General features: G+C 50.1%; 18 protein-coding genes and 1 riboswitch. Of the genes, 13 read left to right on the plus strand and 5 right to left on the minus strand.

Translation table 11 applies throughout. The features are described from left to right. The 3 genes from Q0R37_RS10070 to Q0R37_RS10080 all read right to left on the minus strand — a co-directional run. Positions 1-1,036 (minus strand): D-alanine--D-alanine ligase family protein (locus Q0R37_RS10070; protein ID WP_294754022.1); only part of this gene is annotated, 1,036 nt, incomplete at its 3' end. 163 nt (positions 1,037-1,199) lie between these two features. Continuing rightward, the gene (murF, locus tag Q0R37_RS10075; RefSeq protein ID WP_294754024.1) at positions 1,200-2,918 is read right to left on the minus strand and encodes a UDP-N-acetylmuramoyl-tripeptide--D-alanyl-D-alanine ligase; all 1,719 of its coding nucleotides are present in this window, start codon (positions 2,916-2,918) and stop codon (positions 1,200-1,202) included. Between the two features lie 68 nt (positions 2,919-2,986). Further along, positions 2,987-3,760, minus strand: coding sequence for an alpha/beta hydrolase (locus tag Q0R37_RS10080; protein ID WP_294754027.1), 774 nt, complete (start codon positions 3,758-3,760; stop codon positions 2,987-2,989). A 318-nt stretch (positions 3,761-4,078) separates the two neighbouring features. On the opposite strand from Q0R37_RS10080, the gene Q0R37_RS10085 reads away from it, so the two are divergent. The 10 genes from Q0R37_RS10085 to Q0R37_RS10130 all read left to right on the plus strand — a co-directional run bounded on the left by Q0R37_RS10085 (position 4,079) and on the right by Q0R37_RS10130 (position 15,065). After that, positions 4,079-5,062: an AAA family ATPase gene (locus Q0R37_RS10085; RefSeq protein ID WP_294754029.1), complete on the plus strand. Its 984-nt coding sequence runs from the start codon at positions 4,079-4,081 to the stop codon at positions 5,060-5,062. Between the two features lie 433 nt (positions 5,063-5,495). Next, complete coding sequence (locus tag Q0R37_RS10090) at positions 5,496-8,426, plus strand: acyl-CoA dehydratase activase (protein WP_294754032.1); 2,931 nt, start codon at positions 5,496-5,498, stop codon at positions 8,424-8,426. A gap of 179 nt (positions 8,427-8,605) precedes the next feature. Beyond that, positions 8,606-9,835, plus strand: a complete 1,230-nt coding sequence (locus Q0R37_RS10095; protein WP_294754034.1) for a 2-hydroxyacyl-CoA dehydratase — start codon at positions 8,606-8,608, stop codon at positions 9,833-9,835. Positions 9,836-9,866: 31 nt separating this feature from the next. Further along, on the plus strand, positions 9,867-10,727 hold the full coding sequence (locus Q0R37_RS10100; protein WP_294754037.1) for a phosphatidylserine decarboxylase: 861 nt from the start codon (positions 9,867-9,869) through the stop codon (positions 10,725-10,727). A 16-nt stretch (positions 10,728-10,743) separates the two neighbouring features. Then, entirely contained in the window at positions 10,744-11,388 is a 645-nt protein-coding gene (locus tag Q0R37_RS10105; RefSeq protein WP_294754040.1) for a hypothetical protein, read from the plus strand. A gap of 88 nt (positions 11,389-11,476) precedes the next feature. After that, positions 11,477-11,812: a YlxM family DNA-binding protein gene (gene ylxM / locus Q0R37_RS10110; protein ID WP_294754043.1), complete on the plus strand. Its 336-nt coding sequence runs from the start codon at positions 11,477-11,479 to the stop codon at positions 11,810-11,812. A 35-nt stretch (positions 11,813-11,847) separates the two neighbouring features. Beyond that, positions 11,848-13,230, plus strand: coding sequence for a signal recognition particle protein (gene ffh / locus Q0R37_RS10115; protein ID WP_294754046.1), 1,383 nt, complete (start codon positions 11,848-11,850; stop codon positions 13,228-13,230). 136 nt (positions 13,231-13,366) lie between these two features. After that, positions 13,367-13,609, plus strand: coding sequence for a 30S ribosomal protein S16 (gene rpsP, locus Q0R37_RS10120; RefSeq protein ID WP_019679906.1), 243 nt, complete (start codon positions 13,367-13,369; stop codon positions 13,607-13,609). A 70-nt stretch (positions 13,610-13,679) separates the two neighbouring features. After that, on the plus strand, positions 13,680-13,913 hold the full coding sequence (locus tag Q0R37_RS10125) for a KH domain-containing protein (protein ID WP_294754048.1): 234 nt from the start codon (positions 13,680-13,682) through the stop codon (positions 13,911-13,913). Between the two features lie 117 nt (positions 13,914-14,030). Next, positions 14,031-15,065 carry a DUF805 domain-containing protein gene (locus tag Q0R37_RS10130; protein WP_294754051.1) on the plus strand — a complete coding sequence of 345 codons (1,035 nt, stop codon included), beginning with the start codon at positions 14,031-14,033 and terminating at the stop codon, positions 15,063-15,065. Positions 15,066-15,081: 16 nt separating this feature from the next. Here Q0R37_RS10130 and Q0R37_RS10135 read toward each other — a convergent pair whose 3' ends face one another. Further along, a complete protein-coding gene (locus tag Q0R37_RS10135; RefSeq protein WP_294754054.1) occupies positions 15,082-16,365 on the minus strand; it encodes a folylpolyglutamate synthase/dihydrofolate synthase family protein in 1,284 nt (427 codons plus the stop codon). Next, positions 16,362-16,934: a folate family ECF transporter S component gene (locus tag Q0R37_RS10140; RefSeq protein WP_294754057.1), complete on the minus strand. Its 573-nt coding sequence runs from the start codon at positions 16,932-16,934 to the stop codon at positions 16,362-16,364. Before Q0R37_RS10140 ends, Q0R37_RS10135 begins: the two co-directional genes overlap by 4 nt. 68 nt (positions 16,935-17,002) lie before the next feature. Further along, positions 17,003-17,117, minus strand: a riboswitch (THF riboswitch). 253 nt (positions 17,118-17,370) lie between these two features. Between Q0R37_RS10140 and hrcA the strand changes: the two genes are divergently transcribed. The 3 genes from hrcA to Q0R37_RS10155 all read left to right on the plus strand — a co-directional run. After that, the gene (hrcA, locus tag Q0R37_RS10145) at positions 17,371-18,414 is read left to right on the plus strand and encodes a heat-inducible transcriptional repressor HrcA (RefSeq protein ID WP_294754059.1); all 1,044 of its coding nucleotides are present in this window, start codon (positions 17,371-17,373) and stop codon (positions 18,412-18,414) included. Positions 18,415-18,430: 16 nt separating this feature from the next. Then, positions 18,431-18,994 (plus strand): nucleotide exchange factor GrpE, encoded by a 564-nt coding sequence (gene grpE, locus Q0R37_RS10150; protein ID WP_294754062.1) that lies wholly within the window; start codon positions 18,431-18,433, stop codon positions 18,992-18,994. A gap of 107 nt (positions 18,995-19,101) precedes the next feature. Beyond that, a partial coding sequence (locus Q0R37_RS10155; RefSeq protein ID WP_294754063.1) for an Hsp70 family protein occupies positions 19,102-19,192 on the plus strand: 91 nt, incomplete at its 3' end.

A 19,192-nucleotide genomic window follows, 5' to 3' on the forward strand; every position in this document is an offset into this window, starting at 1 on the left:
GCTCCCAGAGATAGAATGCGAGAGAGCCGGGGATAGTGTTTATCTCGTTGATGTAGACCTTGTCTGTTGCCATATCTATCATGAAGTCGATACGTGTGACGCCGTTGAGACCGAGATAACGGAATGCGTCAACAGCGGTCTTTCTGATGAATTCGTCCTGCTCGGGAGTTATATCCGCAGGTATCTTTCTTTTCAGGGTAGCCATTCCCTTGCTGCCGCCCTTGCCGCCGCCTACGTACTTCTGGTCGTAGCTGAGGATATCGTCGCCGCTTGCCTGTACGGGCTCCTCACAAACGGAAGCCTCTGCGGACTCGCTGTCGCCTGCTACGGCGCAGTTTATCTCCTTGAGCTGTACAACGCAGGGCTCGATGAGGATACGGTCAGCAAACTCGAAAGCCTCTTCTATGGACTTTATAAGGCTGTCCCTGTCCTTGCCCTTGGAGATGCCCACGCTGGAGCCGAGGTTTATGGGCTTTACAATAACGGGATAGCCGAACTTCTTCTCGACTGTCTCCACCATTCTGTCCATGTCGTTTATCTCGTAGGAGGAGAAGCGGCAGCAGTCCAGTACGGGGAAGCCTGCGTCCTTAAGGAGTATCTTCATGACGAATTTATCCATACCGATTGCGGAAGCCAGTACATCACAGCCTACATAGGGCAGGTCGAGGGTCTGCAAATAGCCCTGCAAAGCTCCGTCCTCCACGTTGGTGCCGTGAACTATGGGGAAAGCCACGTCGATGTCGGAAATGACATTTGAGCCGAATTTCTTCATCTTCTGACGGATGAGCTGCACCTTGCCCTCGCTGCGTACAAATACGCACTCGGTACACTCTTTGAGGAGGGCGGGGATATCCTTGAAGCTGTTGATATCCATGAGCTTCTCGCCTGTCCAGAACTCGCTCTTTTTTGTCATATACACAGGGATAATGTTGTACTTTTCCTTGTTTATGCTTGCCATAGCCTGAACTGCCGAGATGACTGATACCTCGTGTTCAACGCTTCTTCCGCCGAAAAGAACTGCAAGATTGATTTTCATTGTTTATTCTCCTTATAATCTGGTGTAGGGGCGGCGTTCCGCCGCCCGACAGTTTGTCATTTACAATTTGTGTGGTATTGGCGGGCGGATGATATCCGCCCCTACAGTGTCATTCATAATTTGTCCGCGCAGGCGGACACAATAATTACGCATTACGCATTATTCAGTAGTTGTCGGGCAGGTCGTTTTCAAGAAGAACTATCTTCTTCTTATCGGTCTGATATGCGGTTACGTGTGCGAGAGCCTCGTTAAGACTGTCCGCAACGAAAACATTGTCCATATCATAGCCTGCGTCCTTTATGCCGTTATATATGGGAACTGTCTGAGCCTTGCCCACGAGAACTATATGGTCGCAGGCTCTTGCGGCTTCCTGACCGAACTCGAAGTTGAGCTCCTCCTGCTTTGCGCCAAGCTCAACCATGCCCGGAGTTACCAGTATACGGCAGGCGTCGAAAAGTCCGAGGACATTCAGTGCCGCACGGCAGCCGCTGGGATTTGAGTTGTAGGCGTCGTCGATATAGGTCATGTTGCCGCCCTTGTCGAGAAGCTGCAATCTGTGGGGAACTGCGGCGATGCGCTTTACGGGGAGCGTCAGCTTGTCAAGGGCTATGCCCGTGCCGTGAGCGTAGGCTATAGCGCCGAGTACGTTCTGCACGTTATGCTCACCGAGGAGCTTCATGGAGAAGCGCTGTGTTTCGCCGTCGGGAGCCGTCACCGTGAACTCCGTGCCTCTGTCGGAAACGGATATATCCGTTGCGCGGTAGTGATTGCCCTCCTGAAGTCCGTAGAGGACTGCATTGGGGTACTCGGGAGCCTTCCTGCGGATAAGCTCGTTGTCGCCGTTGAGGTAAATCTTACCGCCCTTAGCCTTTACGTGGTCGGCAAGCTCAAACTTGGTATTGACCACATTCTCTATAGAGCCGAAGGTCTCAAGGTGCTGAGGTCCCACGGAAGTGATTATGCCGTCGTGTGGGTCTGCAATGCCGCAGAGCTCCTTTATCTCGTGAACTCGTCTCGCGCCCATTTCGCAGATGAAGTATTCGTGAGTGGGCTTTAAGTCGCGGCGAATTGTTATGGTAACTCCCATAGGAGTATTGAAGCTCTCGGGAGTTTTCAGCGTATTGTACTGTGAGTTGAGGAGCTCGTCAAGGTAGAACTTCATGCTTGTTTTGCCGTAGCTTCCCGTGATACCTACCTTATGAAGTGTGGGGCACTCCGAGAGTATGCGCTTTGCGTCGTTGATGTACCAATTCTGGACTGCCTTTTCTATTGGCTTGTTTATGAGGTTGGAAAGGGGTACGAGTATGGGAGTGAGATACAGCGCAGAGCCCACAAGTATATACGACAGAGCCATTGTTGTCTTTCTGATTGCCTGTGAGTATATAAAGACCGATGCTGTCATGGTCGGGACTTCTCTCGCATCGCGTGAGAAATAGCCCTTGGGTATAAATGACTTTGTGTTGATTATGGCAATTACATAGAATATCGCCACAAGTATGCCGAAGGTTATCATCATCCGCTTCATACGGGCTGTGTACACAAGGGGCTTCTTGAACTTCTTCCCCGGCTTGTTCAGCAGGGCGATTATAATATTCATCAGCGCAAGCACGATAACGATTATCGTAAATATCACAATGTTGCCTTTTTTGACGATATACGGCAATCCGCAGCCACCTATCGCAGGTCTGAACGCAAGCAGCAGGAACTGTGCACAGAACAGCACCGCAGGGAGTATATACCTCTTTTTGTTCTTCTTCATCCAGCGTGAGTGCTCGGGGGTCTTGTAGCCGTTGAGCTGGAGCATATGGAACTCCCTCAGTCCGAGAAAAACAATAGCAGCCAGCGTAATGACCGCATAGATTATCCATAAAACCAAATTCATACTTATCTCCTTTAATTCAGTGAGTAGTGAGTCGTTGTGGTGTCCGCTTGCGCGGACGGATTTTAAATCTACTCACTTATTTTGAGGAACGAGCACATTACGCGGTTGAATGTGAACTGCTGTTCGAGGAAGGAATAATGTCCTGCGTTTTCAAGCTTCACAAGACCTGCATCGGGTATGAGCTTCTCCATTTTCTCGCCGTCGGAGAGGGGAGTAGCTGTATCGTTCACGCCCCATATGAGCAGTGTGGGAGCTTTGATATTCGGCAGGTAGGGCTCCAAGTCCTCGTTGACTACCTTTACCATGACCTGTCTCATCATGGGCGAAGCGGCGGCGTAATCCGCGCTTCCCATTTTCTTTCGGAAGTTCTCCAGCGCGTCGGGGAAGAGCTTCTTTACTATGCCCCATGAGAGGACGGTCTTTCCCATTTTGTAATAGCGAGTGCGCCATGTCTTTTTGTTTGACTTTGGCGGCATTATGCCTGCGCTGTCCACGAGTATGACCTTTGTGACCTTGAAGGGCAGGTCGCCGCGGCTGTGCATTTTGATTATTACTCGTCCGCCGAAGCTGTGACCGAGGAGCATTACCTCTTTTGTATCGTAGTCCCTGAGGAAGTCGATGACGAACTGCACATAGGAGCTTACGTCCCATACTTCCTTGGGCTCGTCGCTCTTTCCAAAGCCCGGCATATCCATAGCCACTACCCTGTACTTCTTCGAGAGGAGCTCAATCATATTGGCGAAAAGGGTGATATTGCTGCCCCAGCCGTGGAGCAGTACGATGAGGTCGCCCTCGCCCTTTTCCTCGTAGTTTATCTTCAAACCATTAACTGTTTTTACCAATTCTATTATCTCCGATAAAATATTGTTTCTATATGATATACGGCATACAGCCGCAAATATACATATATAATTTATTATATCACTTGCGCTATTTTATGTCAACATTTATTTTGCAGGGGCGCACAGTGTTCGTCCGTGATATACAATTATGTAACATGAGAATATCTGTAGGGAACGCCGCCCTCGGCGTTCCATTTGTTACTCTCCGCTTAAAAAGTCCACCTGAGGTATAAAATATTTGAAATTAAACGGTTTTCCGTTTAAAAAGAGCCTGTTGAGACCCTATTGTGAAAATAATATTTCAGGAGGTAACTTCACATGGAGAAAAAAACAGGCATTTACAACATGGCTCACATAAAGGAGACAAAGACCGAATGGCTGTGGTATCCGTACATTCCCTACGGTAAGGTGACTATCATTCAGGGCGACCCCGGAGAGGGCAAGACCACTCTTGCACTGAATATTGCCGCCGCTCTCACAAGGGGAAGAACTGTCACGGGAGAGACAAAGGACGCACTCACGGGTGAGGAGCTTTTCCCCATGCCTGTGGTCTTTCAGACTGCGGAGGACGGTCTCGCGGACACCATAAAGCCGAGACTTCTTGCGGCAGACGCCGACTGCGGCTACATAAGCGGAGTTGACGAGAGCGTTTACCCCATGACTATCACGGACGGCAGACTTGAAGAGGTCATGAAGCTCACCAATGCGAGGCTCGTCATACTTGACCCTTTGCAGGCTTATCTCGGAGCTGACGTGGATATGCACAGAGCCAACGAGATACGTCCCGTCATGGCTTATCTCTCAAATCTTGCGGAGCAGTACGGAGCGGCCATAGTCCTTATCGGTCACATGAACAAGAACGTGGGTACAAAGGCGGCATACCGCGGCCTCGGCTCTATCGACATGACCGCCGCCGCACGAAGTGTTCTTCTCGTTGCGAGGGACAGGCACGACGCAGACAGGCGCATAGTCATGCAGATAAAGAGCTCCCTTGCGAAGGAGGGAAAGCCCGTGGCGTTCAGGCTCGGCGATAACAACAGCTTCACATACGAGGGGGAGTGCGAGGCTGACCCCGAAAATATCCTCATGGGTGTGGGAGCTCCTGTGCAGCCGAAGCAGACCGACCTTGCAAGGCAGTTCCTCATGTCTGAGCTTGGCGGCGGCGAAGCAAAGCCCGTTAAGCTCCTTACGGAAAAGGCGGCACAGATAGGCATTGGCTTTGAAACATTAAAGAAAAGCAAAGAGAGCCTTGGAGTAAAATCTATCAAGTTTGACAATGTTTGGCACTGGCAAGTGGGATAAATAAAAATATCTCCCTATCCCTCTATCCCAGTAATGGTTTAAATTGATAAAGCACATTGCTTTAACGCTTTAGTGGTATAGAGAGATAGAGGTATTGTGTGTAGGGGCGCCCTTTGGGCGTCCGTCAATAACCCATGAATTATGAATGACAATTTGTAGGGAACGCCGCCCAACAGGCGCCGCGACCCTCTGTCCTGCGGACATCTCCCTGTACTACAGGGAGTCACCCCCGCCGTTCCGCGCCTCACGAAACAAATAACATGAACCCATGTAGGGGCGCACATTGTCATTTATAGTTTATGCGTAAGGCAGGAAATTACAGGAAAGAAAAATATTCGCTTTACTTTTACATATAAAGTATGTTATAATAAGAAGATAGCGGCAGCAGATATCGGCAGCCGCCGCATAATTACTTCTGTTACTGAGGTGCATAATGGCAAACAAGTATTCACTGGGCATAGATGTAGGCTCTACCACTGTAAAAACGGTAATAACCGACGCTGACGGAGATATACTCTACTCCAAGTATCAGCGCCACCTTTCAAAGGTAAAGGAAACTGTCACAGACCAGCTCAAAATAATACAGGCAGACTACCCCGACGAGGAGTTCACGGTATGTATCACAGGCTCGGCAGGTCTCGGACTTGCCAATTCCGCAGGCATACCCTTCGTACAGGAGGTACACGCGGCTTTTCTTGCTGTAAAGGAGAAGCAGCCCGACGCCGACGCAGTCATAGAGCTGGGCGGCGAGGACGCCAAGATAATATTCCTCACAGGGGGCGTTGAACAGCGAATGAACGGAACCTGTGCAGGCGGCACGGGAGCTTTCATAGACCAGATGGCTACCCTTCTCGGCATCACCGCCGACGAACTGGACGAGCTCTCTCTCCGCGCACAGAAGGTATACCCCATAGCTTCACGCTGCGGAGTATTCGCAAAATCCGACATACAGCCCCTTCTCAATCAGGGAGCAAGGCGCGAGGACGTTGCCGCAAGTATCTTTCAGGCAGTTGTCGACCAGACCGTTTCGGGACTTGCACAGGGACGTACTATCGAGGGAAAGGTGCTTTTTCTCGGGGGACCTCTCTTCTTCCTGCGGGGACTTAAAAAGGCTTTCGTGAAAACTCTCGGACTTGACGACAAACACGCCGTTTTCCCGCCCGAAGCTCCCGTGTTCGTGGCATACGGCTGTGCCATATATGCCGCCGCAGCCGAGGAAGGATTTGCCATAGATGATATAATCGACAAGATACAGAACGCTCAGACCTCGGACAATATCGTAACGGGAGAGCCTCTTTTCCGCTCGCAGGCAGAGTATGAGGGCTTCATCGACCGCCACAGGAAGTTCGATCTGAAATACGCGGATATACATACCTACAAGGGCGGCGCATACCTCGGAATAGACGCTGGCTCTACCACTACGAAGCTGGTGCTCATAACCGAGGACGGACGTATGCTCTACAATCACTACTCCTCAAATCAGGGACAGCCCCTCGACAAGATATCCGACCAGTTAAAGCGCATCTACGCTGAGATGAACGAGGGCATCACCATAAAGGGCTCGGCAGTAACGGGCTACGGCGAGGACCTCATAAAGGCAGGACTTGCCGTTGACCACGGAATAGTTGAAACAGTGGCGCACTTCAAGGCGGCGGCTTACTTCTGTCCCGATGTTGACTTCATCATAGACATCGGCGGACAGGACATCAAGTGCTTCAGGATAAAGAACAGGAGCATAGACAGCATAATGCTCAACGAGGCTTGTTCCTCGGGCTGCGGCTCTTTCATACAGACCTTTGCAATGGCTCTCGGGTACGATATCGCGGAGTTCTCACGGCTCGGTCTCTTTGCGGAGCACCCCGTTGACCTCGGCTCGCGCTGTACCGTATTCATGAACAGCTCCGTAAAGCAGGCGCAGAAGGACGGTGCGACCGTGGAGGATATTTCCGCGGGACTTTCCTCGTCCATAATCAAGAACGCCATTTACAAGGTAATACGTGCAAATTCTCCCGACGACCTTGGAAAGAATATCGTAGTTCAGGGCGGAACCTTCCTTAACGACGCAGTTCTCCGCTCCTTTGAGAAAGAGCTCGGAAGAAACGTCATCCGTCCTGCCATATCGGGACTTATGGGAGCCTTCGGCTGTGCTCTCTACGCAAGGGAACGCGCAAACGGCGGGCCCTCGAAGCTCATCTCCGCAGAGGAACTGGAAAGCTTCACATACACCTCACGTTCCGCAAACTGCGGCGGCTGTACGGCACACTGTCAGCTGAACATAATCAGCTTCGGACAGGGCAGGCGCTTCATATCGGGCAACCGCTGCGAAAAGGGAAGCGGCTCAGCCAACAGGAATACCGTTCCCAATCTTTATGAGTTCAAATACGACAGCATACTCAACACCGTAAAGACGCATCAGCCAAAGCGTTACCGCGGCACTGTGGGACTTCCCCTTGCTCTCGGCTTCTATGAGCAGCTCCCCTTCTGGCATATGCTGTTCACGACACTGGGCTTCAGGACAGTTATTTCCGACGAGAGCTCCCGTGATATGTACTACCTCGGACAGCACACCATACCCTCGGATACTGTCTGCTACCCTGCAAAGCTCACTCACGGACATATCGAGAACCTCCTCGACAAGGGCGTCGATTTCATCTTCTACCCCTGCATGAGCTACAACCTCGACGAGGGCGGCAGCGACAACCACTTCAACTGCCCTGTGGTCGCCTATTATCCCGAGCTTCTCAAAGCCAACAACCCGAGGCTCAATGATGATAACTTCATACACCCCTACCTTGACCTCAACGTGAAAAAGAACGTGATAAGGGTCATGGGACAGGCTCTGAAAAAATACAATGTCAAAGGAAAGATCCCCGAGGCTGTTGACAAGGCTTACGAAGCCCTTGAGACCTATCATAACACCGTCACCCGCAAGGCACTGGAGATAATCTCGCAGGCAAGGGCTGAGGGACGGAAGATAATAGTCATGGCAGGCAGACCCTACCACATCGACAAGGAGATAAACCACGGAATACACAAGCTCGTGTCAAGTCTCGGCATGGCTGTCATAACCGAGGACAGCATAGCAAATCTTGCGGAAACTCCCAAGCTGGGAGTCCTCAACCAGTGGACATACCATTCACGCCTTTACCGTGCGGCGAAGTACGTTACTACTCAGCCTGATATGCAGCTCATACAGCTTGTATCCTTCGGCTGCGGAATAGACGCCGTCACCGGCGACGAGGTGAGACATATACTGGAAAGCCGCGGAAAGCTATATACACAGCTGAAAATAGACGAGATAAACAACCTCGGCGCTGCAAGGATAAGACTGAGAAGCCTTGTTGCGGCTATGGAACAGAAGTAAAAACAGCTGAGAGTTAGCCTGTAGGGGCGGGCGTTCCCGACCGCCCGCGATATACAATTACGTAACATGAGAATATCTGTAGGGAACGCCGCCCTCGGCGTTCCGCAAGTTAAGAGACGGTTTATCATTTCCGATAAACGGCTCGCCGAACACCATTCAATAAATACGGAGGGATAAAAGTGCCCGAATATGCAAAGTTTACCGAGGATATGATAAAGACCCACACTATCCTCGTTCCCGATATGCTGCCCATACACTTCAAAATGCTTATTGCTATCTTTGAGGCAAAGGGCTATAAGCTGGAGCTGCTCCGCAACGACTCACGGGCGGTAGTGGACGAGGGACTGAAAAACGTCCACAATGACGCCTGCTATCCTGCGCTGCTTGTAATAGGACAGTTCATGGACGCACTGAAAAGCGGCAAGTACGACCCCGACAAGACCGCACTCCTCATAACACAGACAGGAGGCGGCTGCCGAGCTTCAAACTACATACACCTGCTGAGAAAGGCTGTAGCCAGGAACTATCCGCAGATACCCGTGGTATCCCTCAATTTCAGCGGACTTGAAAAGGACAGCGCATTCAGGATAACCGCGCCCATGTTCCTGAAAATGCTCTATGCCGTGCTTTACGGCGACCTTCTCATGACCTGCTACAACAAGTGCAGAGCCTATGAGATAAACAAGGGCGACTCAAAGAAAATGCTGGACAAATGGCACAGGAGGCTGTGCAATATCTTCCTCAAGGGCAGCAGGATGTACCTGAAAACAAAGAAGATATACAGGGATATACTGAACGACTTCGCGTCAATCCCCCTGAGCAGCGAAAAGAAGATAAGAGTAGGCATCGTAGGCGAGATATACGTGAAATACTCTCCCCTTGCCAACAATCATCTTGAGGACTTCCTCATTTCCGAGGGCTGCGAGCCCGTTGTGCCCTCTCTGCTGGAGTTTGTCATGTACTGCGCCGCAGGAACCTTCAACGACGCCAAGATATACGACCACCCCACAAAGGAGTCCGTATTCAACAAGATAGGCTACGAGCTCATATACGCAAAGCAGAAAGAGCTCATAAAGGTCATGAAGGAACAGGGCAGCTTTGAGCCTCTCCACGATTTCGAGCACCTGAGAAAGCTTGCTGACAAGTACATAAATCAGGGCGTGGTAATGGGCGAAGGCTGGCTCATACCCGCGGAAATGGCAGCTCTTGCAAAGTCGGGCGTTGAGAACATCATCTGCACTCAGCCCTTCGGCTGTCTGCCAAACCATATCGTTGCAAAGGGTATGTCGAGAGCTATCAAGCAGGACAATCCCAATGCGAATATAGTCGCCATAGACTATGACCCCGGTGCAACAAGAGTAAATCAGGAGAACCGCATAAAGCTCATGCTTGCCAATGCGCGTCTCTGATACCGACAAGAGGTCTGCAAGGAGCTTCACCATGATAAAAACAAGAACAGGACAGGTCGCAGTATCAAACGAAAAACAGAATAAGCTGCTGAAAAAACTCTATGGGAGCGTCCTCGGGAGAGTTCTCCTGAAAACTCTGACAGCTCCGGCAGTTTCCCGCGCCGCAGGCTGCTTCATGGACTCTGCGCTCTCAAAGCCGCTCATAAAGCCCTTCATAAAAAGGAGCGGCATAGATACCTCTCAGTATGTCATGAGAGGCTTCCGCTCGTACAACGATTTCTTCACCCGCAGGATAAAGCAGGGAAAGCGTCCCGTGGACTTTACCCCCGAGCACCTGATAAGTCCCTGCGACTCAAAGCTGACCGTACACAGAATAAGCAGCAGGAGCGTTTTCAGCATAAAGGGTTCGAGGTACAGGGTATCCGACCTGCTCTGCAATGAATTTCTCGCAAAGCGCTACAGCGGCGGATACTGCTGCATATTCCGCCTCGAAGTTGACGACTATCACCGCTACTGCTACATCGACAGCGGCATGAAGAGCGATAATACCTTCATTGCGGGAGAGCTTCACACCGTAAACCCCATAGCCCTTGAAAGATACAACATATACAAGCGCAACTGCCGAGAGTATACCGTGCTCCACACCGACAACTTCGGAGACGTGGTGCAGGCAGAGGTGGGAGCCATGCTTGTGGGCAGGATAGTGAACCTCCACGGCGAGGGAGCTTTCCGCAGAGGCGAGGAAAAGGGCAGGTTCGAGTTCGGCGGCTCAACGGTGGTGCTTCTCTTTGAAAAGGACAGCATAGTTCCCGACGGGGACATACTGAAAAACTCCGCCGAGGGTATCGAAACCGTGGTGAAATACGGCGAAAAGATCGGAATAAAAGCTTGATGCATGGAGAAATGATATGAAAAAGATAGGTTTGCTGCTGCTCTGCTGCGGCGTTATGTGCGCGTCGGCAGGCTGCCTCAGCGATAAGAACGAAAAAGACAAGACACCTGTGGAGCTCCCCGGCAAGGCGGAGCCTTATACCGTTGAGGACGGAGTATTCGACATCAACGCTGTCCGCAGCAATATAAATATAAAGGGTGTGCATTTTGACCTTCCCCTGCCTCTTTCGGAGCTCGGAACAGGCTGGAAATACGAGCTTTACGACAGAAAGGACTACGGACTCCCCGACGGCAGCGGCTACGCAAGGCTCTTTTACGACGGTGAGGAAATGGCGACGGTATCCCTTGAGAACTGCTATTCGGGACACGAAAAGAAAAGCGTGATATACAGCGTTTCCATAAGCAGCTCCGACTGCGATATATACGGCATAGTCCCCATGAGCTCAACCGTTTCCGACGTTGAAAGGCTTCTTGGCAAGCCCGACGAGGAGAACAGGATTGAGATACCGTATACACACACCTACACCTACGGGGTGCTGAACGGCGAGGACAAGAACGGCGTCATAAGAGCACACTGCGTTGTAGTGGATTTTGACGAAAATGATGTTGCCGACTTCGTAAAGATAACCTATTCAGACATATCCGAAGCCGCAATGAAATAAATTTCAGATTTTCTCTTGACAAACAGTGTGAAGTGTAGTATAATGTGTAAAGTGATTTTGCATTACACCCATGTGAGGTGCGCGAAAAATGGCTAAAGAACTTAAATTCGTAATGCTCCTTGACTGCTACGGCGATCTTCTCACAGAACATCAGCGCAGCATAATGGAGATGTACTACTGCGAGGATCTCTCCCTTGCGGAGATAGGTCAGCCCCTTGATATAACAAGGCAGGCGGTACGCAGCATCATAAAGCGTACAGAGGAGATACTCCTCAACTATGAGGAAAAACTGGGCTTCGCAGCAAGGCTCGGGAAAATGCGTGAGTGCTTCGGACATATCGAGTCCGCCGCAGAGCGTATCACCGACGAGGAAATAAAGAACGAAATAACAAGTGATATAGAAAAGGTCAGGGAGCTCCTCTGAGCGACATGACTATACCGTAAACAGGAGGCTTGACAATGGCATTCGAGGGACTTTCCGAAAAACTTAACAACGTCTTTAAAAAGCTCAAATCAAGAGGAAAGCTCACAGAGTCAGATGTTAAAGAGGCTATGCGCGAGGTCCGCCTTGCACTTCTTGAGGCTGACGTAAGCTACAAGGTAGTAAAGGACTTTGTAAAGAACGTCACTGAACGTGCAGTCGGCGAAGAGGTGCTTGCAAGCCTTACTCCCGCACAGCAGGTAATAAAGATAGTAAACGACGAGCTCGTTTCACTCATGGGCGAAAGCAATGCCCGTATAAATATGGCTTCAAAGCCGCCTACGGTCATTATGATGTGCGGACTTCAGGGCTCGGGTAAGACCACACACGCCGCAAAGCTTGCAAAGTTCCTCAAGAAGGAGGGACACCGTCCCTTGCTGGCAGCCTGTGATATATACCGTCCTGCCGCTATCAACCAGTTACAGGTAGTGGGCGGAAAGGCTGACGTAAAGGTATTCGAGATGGGTCAGACAGACCCCGTTGAGATAGCAAAGAAGGCTCTTGCCTACGCAAAGGACTACGGTCACGATATACTTATCATAGATACCGCAGGCCGACTTCATATAGACGAAGCTCTCATGGACGAGCTCGTAAACATCAAGAACGAAACACAGCCTGATGAGATAATGCTCGTAGTTGACGCTATGACAGGTCAGGATGCAGTAAATGTTGCCAAAGCCTTTGACGACGCCGTGGGTATCACGGGCGTACTAATGTCAAAGCTTGATTCCGATACAAGAGGCGGTGCGGCTCTGTCCGTGCTCTCGGTAACGGGCAAGCCTATCAAATTCGTTGGTATGGGCGAAAAGCTTGATGATTTCGAGCAGTTCCACCCCGAGAGAATGGCTTCGAGGATACTCGGCATGGGCGATGTACTCACCCTCATAGAAAAGGCAGAGAACGTAATGTCCCAGAAGGACGCCGAAAAGCTCACGAAGAAGTTCAAGGAGAATACCTTCGATATGGACGACCTCCTCGACCAGATGAAGCAGATAAAGCGCATGGGCTCCATGAAATCCATACTCGGTATGCTTCCAGGCGTGGGCGACAAGCTCAAGGACGCAGATATCGACGAGAGCCAGCTTGGCAGAGTCGAGGCTATGATAACCTCAATGACAAAGGCTGAACGCGCTAAGCCCTCTATCATCAATCCCTCCCGCAAAAAGCGTATCGCAAGCGGCTCGGGAACAAAGGTGGAGGACGTAAACCGTCTGCTCAAGCAGTTCGAGCAGATGCAGTCCATGATGAAGAAATTCACAGGCAAAAGCGGAAAGATGTCTCTCCGCAAGGCAAGAAAGAACCTTGCAGGCATGAACTTCGACAAGTATACAGGCAAGGGCGGCGGAAATCTGCCGTTCTGAGCAGTGACTCACGGGATATATCGCGTTATGTGCGTTACGCCGCAGTTATAGCGGAAATTCCCTGTTTTATATTTTAGCTTTCAATGCGGTCTCCCGCCGCTTGAATATATTATTTCCAAATACGGAGGTGAATACAATGGCAGTAAAGATCAGACTCAGAAGAATGGGCGCTAAGAAAGCTCCTTTCTATCGTGTAGTAGTTGCTGATTCAAGATACCCCAGAGACGGTCGTTTCGTTGAGGAGATCGGTTACTACGATCCTACAAAGGAGCCCTCTGTTGTTAAGATAGACGCAGATAAGGCTAAGGACTGGATCGCTAAGGGTGCTCAGCCTACAGACACAGTAAAGGCTATCCTCAAGAAAGAGGGAGTTCTTTGATCATAAGCTAAATGGAAGAGGAGAGGCATAAGTCTCTGCCTCTGTCCGCAGCTTAACGGAGGTTTTTACAATGAAAGATTTACTTTATGCCATCGCAGCAGGTCTCGTAGAAGATAAAACTGCCATCAATATCACTGAGGACGAACCCGACGAAGAGGGCGTTATCGTTTTCCACCTTAGCGTTGCTCCCGACGATATGGGAAGAGTTATCGGCAAGCAGGGCAGGATAGCAAAGGCTCTCCGTACGATCATGCGTGCCGGTGCAGCTAAGAAGGACCTGAAGGTCTCTGTTACGATCGAATAAAATTGGAGCTCCCTTGTAAGGGAGCTTTTATTATATAGTATTATTCCGACAAAAATATTGACAAACAGACAATATTCTGATAAAATGTAAATATCATGATAAAGGGAGGAATTATACATGAAATGTAAATACTGCAATTTTGAAAACAATATCGGCGACAGATACTGCGAAAACTGCGGAGCTTCTCTTGAAGAAGCATCGGGAGCAATGGATGATGTTTCCGCAATGCCCTCTGTAATGCCCGATAATTCATCAGACAGCACACAGGCTTCCGCAGGCAGCCAGTCCAATAATTACGGACAGCCTGCAGGCTACGGACAGCCCACAGGCTATGGTCAGCAGGGCAGCAGCTCTGCACAGCCAAATAACTACGGTCAGCCTACAGGCTACGGTCAGCAGGGCGGCGGTTACGGACAGCCAAATAACTACGGACAGCCTACAGGCTACGGTCAGCAGGGCGGCGGTTACGGACAGCCAAATAACTACGGACAGCCTACAGGCTACGGTCAGCAGGGCGGCGGTTACGGACAGTCAGGCAGCTACGGACAGCCCTACGGCTATGGACAGCCGAATATGTACAACGGACCCATGTACGGCTTTCAGGGACCCTTCAACGAGAGCGACGAAAGCCCGAAATATGTGGGCTTCGGTGAGGCTATCAAGCTCTACTTCAAGAACTACTTCAACTTTAAGGGACGTTCCACACGAAGCGAATTCTGGTACGGTTACCTGTTCTGCTTTCTGGTAAGCCTTGTTTTTAGCTGTATAGTCGGCGGAATTACATATTCGTCAATCACGTCTACCGTGTCGTCACACAGCTATGATTCATATGGCAAGCTTATCGGAAATTTAGGCGGCGTTACGATCATTTCGCTCATATTTGGCATTGCACTTGCTATACCTTCGTGGTCAAGCGCAGCAAGAAGGCTTCACGACGCAGGAAAGTCGGCATGGTGGCTGCTTCTTGCTTTAGTAGGCTATATCCCTGTGATTTTCACATATATACCCGGACTTCCCTCAGAAATTATCAGCGGTTTTTCATGCCTGATGTTACCTGTCAGTCTGGTCGGAGTTATACTCAACATCATATTCTGGTGCAGACCCAGCGACGGCGAGAACCAGTGGGGCTTGCCAGCAAGACCGAAATATTGATAAAAAAGGCTTACGTCTAACGTAAGCCTTTTATTTTTTCGAGTTCTTCCGTGAACTGCCGATACATATAGAGCGTACCCAGTGCAATAAGTGGAAGTCCCTTTTCCTCCGCATACGAGTATGCAGCTCTTACTCCCTCGGAGTAGTCCTCACAGGGCACAGCCCTGATGCTCTTTTTCCTGAAAGTCTCCGCAAGCACGGAGCTTTCAAGAGAACGGGGATTATCAGGCTTTACGGCAAACACCGTATCCGCGAGCTCGCCAAGCATATCGGCATACAGCCCGTACTCCTTGTCAGCCATGACACCTATGAGAAAAACGACTCTTTTATCGAAATATCGGCGTATACTGTCAGCCGCGCAGCGTATTCCGTCGGGATTGTGAGCGCCGTCGTAAATTATCAGCGGCTCTCTGCAAAGCACCTCAAAGCGTCCGTGCCATTTCACGTTTGCAAGTCCCTCGCGGACTGCCTCAGCGGGGATAACAAGTCCCTCGCGCCTGAGGATCTCGGCACAGCTGAGCACATTCACCGCGTTTTCGCACTGATACGTGCCGAGGAGCGGTATATGGAGCTTTTCGCCCTTATATGTGATATCCGTGCCGTTTATGGTACAGCTCTCGTCCGTCCACGAAAACTGCGAGTAATCGGGGAGAAGCAGCTCCGCCCCGTGTTCTTTTGCGGTATCTGCGGCAATTTCGCAGGCTTCTTCGCTGTCGCCGCCGAAATAAACAGGTCTGCCCTGCTTGATTATGCCGCATTTATGGGAAGCTATCTCCGCAATGGTATTTCCGAGGAAAGCCGCGTGATCCTTCTGAACATTGGTAATTACCGATAATACGGGAGCCTTGATAACATTTGTGGAATCAAGGTCGCCTCCCATTCCGCATTCGACAAGGGCTATATCGCAGCCCTTACGCACAAAGAGCTCAAATGCGGCAGCCGTAAGGACCTCGAACTCTGTGGGCTTTTCGTTCATGCTCTCGCATATGGGAGCTATATCGCCGATAAGCTCCGCAAAGTCCTCCTCGGATAGCTCCTCGCCGTCAATGCGGAAGCTGTCCGTGACCTTTGTTATGGCAGGGGAAGAAAATCCCCCAACCCTATAGCCTGCGCTTTTCAGGACGGAAGTGAGCATAGCTCCGAAGGAGCCCTTGCCGTTGGTGCCTGCGATATGGACTGTCCTCACCTTTTCCTGCGGGTCGCCCATGAGTCTGAGAAGCTCCGTGATACGGGAAAGACCGAGTATGCTGCCTCTTTCGGCAGCCTTTTTCAAATAGCCGAGGGCTTCCGTATAGTTCATTTGCTCCTTACCTTGTCAAGCTCCGCGGCGAAAGCCTTGTTTTTCAGCATAAGATAGATAACGGCAGTTTCGATGACTGCTGTTATAATGTATATGGGCACACGGAGTATAAGTGTCTCGAAGGGCGTATGATAATAAGCGTAAAGACCGAGAGATGTGATGAACATAGAGCCGACAGCGTGAGCAGCAATGGTCGAAATGGCTATTTTAGGCAGAAGAACGCTCTTCATGGGACGAAGCGCATAGTGGAACATCAGTCCCGAGAAAAGACCGATACAGGTCGAGCCCATGGTGATTATGGGGTTTATGGCGTAGCCCTTGAGCAGACAGCCGATAACGTCCGCAACAAGTCCCACAGCAGCGCCTATAACAGGTCCGAAGAAGATGCCTGCCATCTGTATGGGCAGACCGCCGAAGCCGATGCGGATACTGTTTCCTATGTTAATAGCGCCGAATTTTCCCAGCACTATGCTCATTGCCGCGAGAAGCGCAGCAACTATGAGTACTCTTGTACTGCCGAAAAGTCTTACATTTGTTTTTACAGCAGCTCCCTTGTTGTTTGCAGTCATAAAAAAATCCTCCTTTTCCTCACTCATACGACAAGAAAAGAAGGCATAGTCTCTTTTTGGTTGTCCTATGAAGCGGGATGCAAAATACGAACCGTAAGCCGAAGCTTTTCGTTTGACCGACAACTCCCCGTTCGGTCAACACTGGAATACCCGTAGGTATAACGAACGCATTTTTACTCTTCAAACGATTATATGCAGCTCTTTGCTGCAAGTATATTATACAGCGTAAGACTGCCTTTGTCAATAGGGTAATTCACGAAAAACCGCTTATTTATGCTCTTTGTCAATTTGCTCTAAATGCACATAGGCAGGTGGTAAAATTAGGTCAAAAAGCCGAAAATGTATAAACCCCTTGACAAAACATCACAATAGTGATAAATTATAATTAGCACTCAGAGAGATAGAGTGCTAACGAGATTGAAAGGGAGTGAGTGCAGTGGACGACAGAAAGCTGAAGATACTTGCTGCCGTGGTTGACGAATACGTCAGAACAGGCGAACCTGTCGGGTCGAAATCAATCTCGCAGCTTGAAAATATAAATGTTTCTTCCGCTACTATCCGAAACGATATGGCAGTGCTGGAACAGCTCGGCTACCTCGAACAGCCTCACACCTCGGCAGGAAGAGTTCCCACCTTCAAGGGCTACCGCCTTTACATCGACGAGCTCATGACTCCTCACGATCTTCCCGAGGAAGAAAAGCTGAGACTTGACGAAATGCTGGGTGGCAAGGATACTCCCGAGGAGCTCCTTGTACAGAATGCAGCCACAGCCCTTACGGAGATAACCCAGTGCGCCGCGGTAGTCACCAATGCGGCACCGCGTTTCTCGGTAATATCAAAGGTAGAGGTAATACCTACGGGAAAGCGCCTTTACGTTATCCTGCTGATAACCTCCAGCGGAAGCATAAAGAACAAGGCCTGCAGGCTGGAATTCGACCTGAGCCATGAACAGCTCGATTTCTTTACACATTATATAGAAGAAAACCTCAGCGGTGTGTCGGTAGACGACCTCTCAGAGGAAATGTTCGACAAGATGGTGGCTGCGGTAAGTGCCTATATGGTATCGCTTTCGCCCCTTGTGAAAGGCATATGCGAGCTCTCCGAGGACCTGCGCCAGCAGGAGCTGACAGTCAGCGGAAGCGAAAAGCTTCTCTCATGTGAAGAGCTTGACAAAATGGAAGTTGTCAAATTCATCGAGCACAAGGACGGACTTTCCGAGATGCTTGAAAACGCTTTCAGCGGCATACAGGTAAAGTTCGGTTCGGAGAACGACAGCTTTGCGATAGGCAATTCAAGCCTGATAGTTTCCAAGTACCGCAAGGGCGGCAAGGAAGCAGGCTCGCTGGGTATCATAGGTCCCATGCGTGTCGATTACAAAAAGATAATCCCTTACGTCGAGTACCTGACGCAGAAGATATCCGCGCTCATGGACGGCGACGATGACATAATAAACGCTCCGTCAGATAAACAGGAGCCATAGAAAGGAGCAATGACCGATGGAGAAAAACGAGAATATCTCCGAGCCCCTTGAGGAGCTTGACGAGGATATGACAGAGGACGCGGAGGAAAACTCCGACGACCTCGACGAAGCTGACGCTGCCAGCGAGTACAATGATTCGGCAGCACAGTTCGCAGACCTCGAAGATGCCCTCGCAGAGGAAAAGGATAAGTACCTGAGGTTGTTCGCGGAGTACGATAACTACCGCAAAAGGACTGCAAAGGAGAAAACGGAGACATACCAGAACGCTTCCGTTCAGTGTGTGGAGAAGCTTCTCCCGGTTCTTGACAGCTTTGAAAGGTCACTTGAAGCAGAATGTTCCGACGAGAACTTCAAAAACGGCATGAATATGATCTACAATCAGTTCAAAAGCTTCCTCACGCAGATGAATGTCAGCGAGATAGAGGCTCTCGGAGCTGAATTCGATCCCAACATACACAATGCCATACAGCAGCAGGACGACACCGATTACGCAAGCAATCATGTCTGCTCTGTTTTCCAGAAGGGCTATATGCTCGGTGACAAGCTGGTAAGGCCTGCTATGGTGGCAGTGGCTGTTTAGCGCAGAGCACTAAACAATTCATAATTATGGGTTCAACAAATGTAAATTACATTCATGATTCAATTATGCATTATGAATTATGAATCAGAAATTAGGAGGAATTTATTATGAGTAAAATTATTGGTATCGATCTTGGTACAACAAACTCTTGCGTAGCTGTTATGGAGGGCGGTAACGCTGTAGTTATCCCCAACAGCG

The sequence above is a fragment of the uncultured Ruminococcus sp. genome (genome assembly GCF_946415235.1).
Classification (GTDB): domain Bacteria; phylum Bacillota; class Clostridia; order Oscillospirales; family Ruminococcaceae; genus Ruminococcus.

What these genes read in the sequence shown, in the direction of transcription:
- ffh (WP_294754046.1), top strand. Translation starts at nt 11,848, where the DNA reads ATGGCATTCGAGGGACTTTCCGAAAAACTTAACAACGTCTTTAAAAAG.
- Q0R37_RS10130 (WP_294754051.1), top strand. Translation starts at nt 14,031, where the DNA reads ATGAAATGTAAATACTGCAATTTTGAAAACAATATCGGCGACAGATAC.
- rpsP (WP_019679906.1), top strand. Translation starts at nt 13,367, where the DNA reads ATGGCAGTAAAGATCAGACTCAGAAGAATGGGCGCTAAGAAAGCTCCT.
- grpE (WP_294754062.1), top strand. Translation starts at nt 18,431, where the DNA reads ATGGAGAAAAACGAGAATATCTCCGAGCCCCTTGAGGAGCTTGACGAG.
- Q0R37_RS10090 (WP_294754032.1), top strand. Translation starts at nt 5,496, where the DNA reads ATGGCAAACAAGTATTCACTGGGCATAGATGTAGGCTCTACCACTGTA.
- Q0R37_RS10125 (WP_294754048.1), top strand. Translation starts at nt 13,680, where the DNA reads ATGAAAGATTTACTTTATGCCATCGCAGCAGGTCTCGTAGAAGATAAA.
- Q0R37_RS10085 (WP_294754029.1), top strand. Translation starts at nt 4,079, where the DNA reads ATGGAGAAAAAAACAGGCATTTACAACATGGCTCACATAAAGGAGACA.
- Q0R37_RS10105 (WP_294754040.1), top strand. Translation starts at nt 10,744, where the DNA reads ATGAAAAAGATAGGTTTGCTGCTGCTCTGCTGCGGCGTTATGTGCGCG.
- murF (WP_294754024.1), bottom strand. Translation starts at nt 2,918, where the DNA reads ATGAATTTGGTTTTATGGATAATCTATGCGGTCATTACGCTGGCTGCT.
- Q0R37_RS10140 (WP_294754057.1), bottom strand. Translation starts at nt 16,934, where the DNA reads ATGACTGCAAACAACAAGGGAGCTGCTGTAAAAACAAATGTAAGACTT.
- Q0R37_RS10100 (WP_294754037.1), top strand. Translation starts at nt 9,867, where the DNA reads ATGATAAAAACAAGAACAGGACAGGTCGCAGTATCAAACGAAAAACAG.
- ylxM (WP_294754043.1), top strand. Translation starts at nt 11,477, where the DNA reads ATGGCTAAAGAACTTAAATTCGTAATGCTCCTTGACTGCTACGGCGAT.
- Q0R37_RS10135 (WP_294754054.1), bottom strand. Translation starts at nt 16,365, where the DNA reads ATGAACTATACGGAAGCCCTCGGCTATTTGAAAAAGGCTGCCGAAAGA.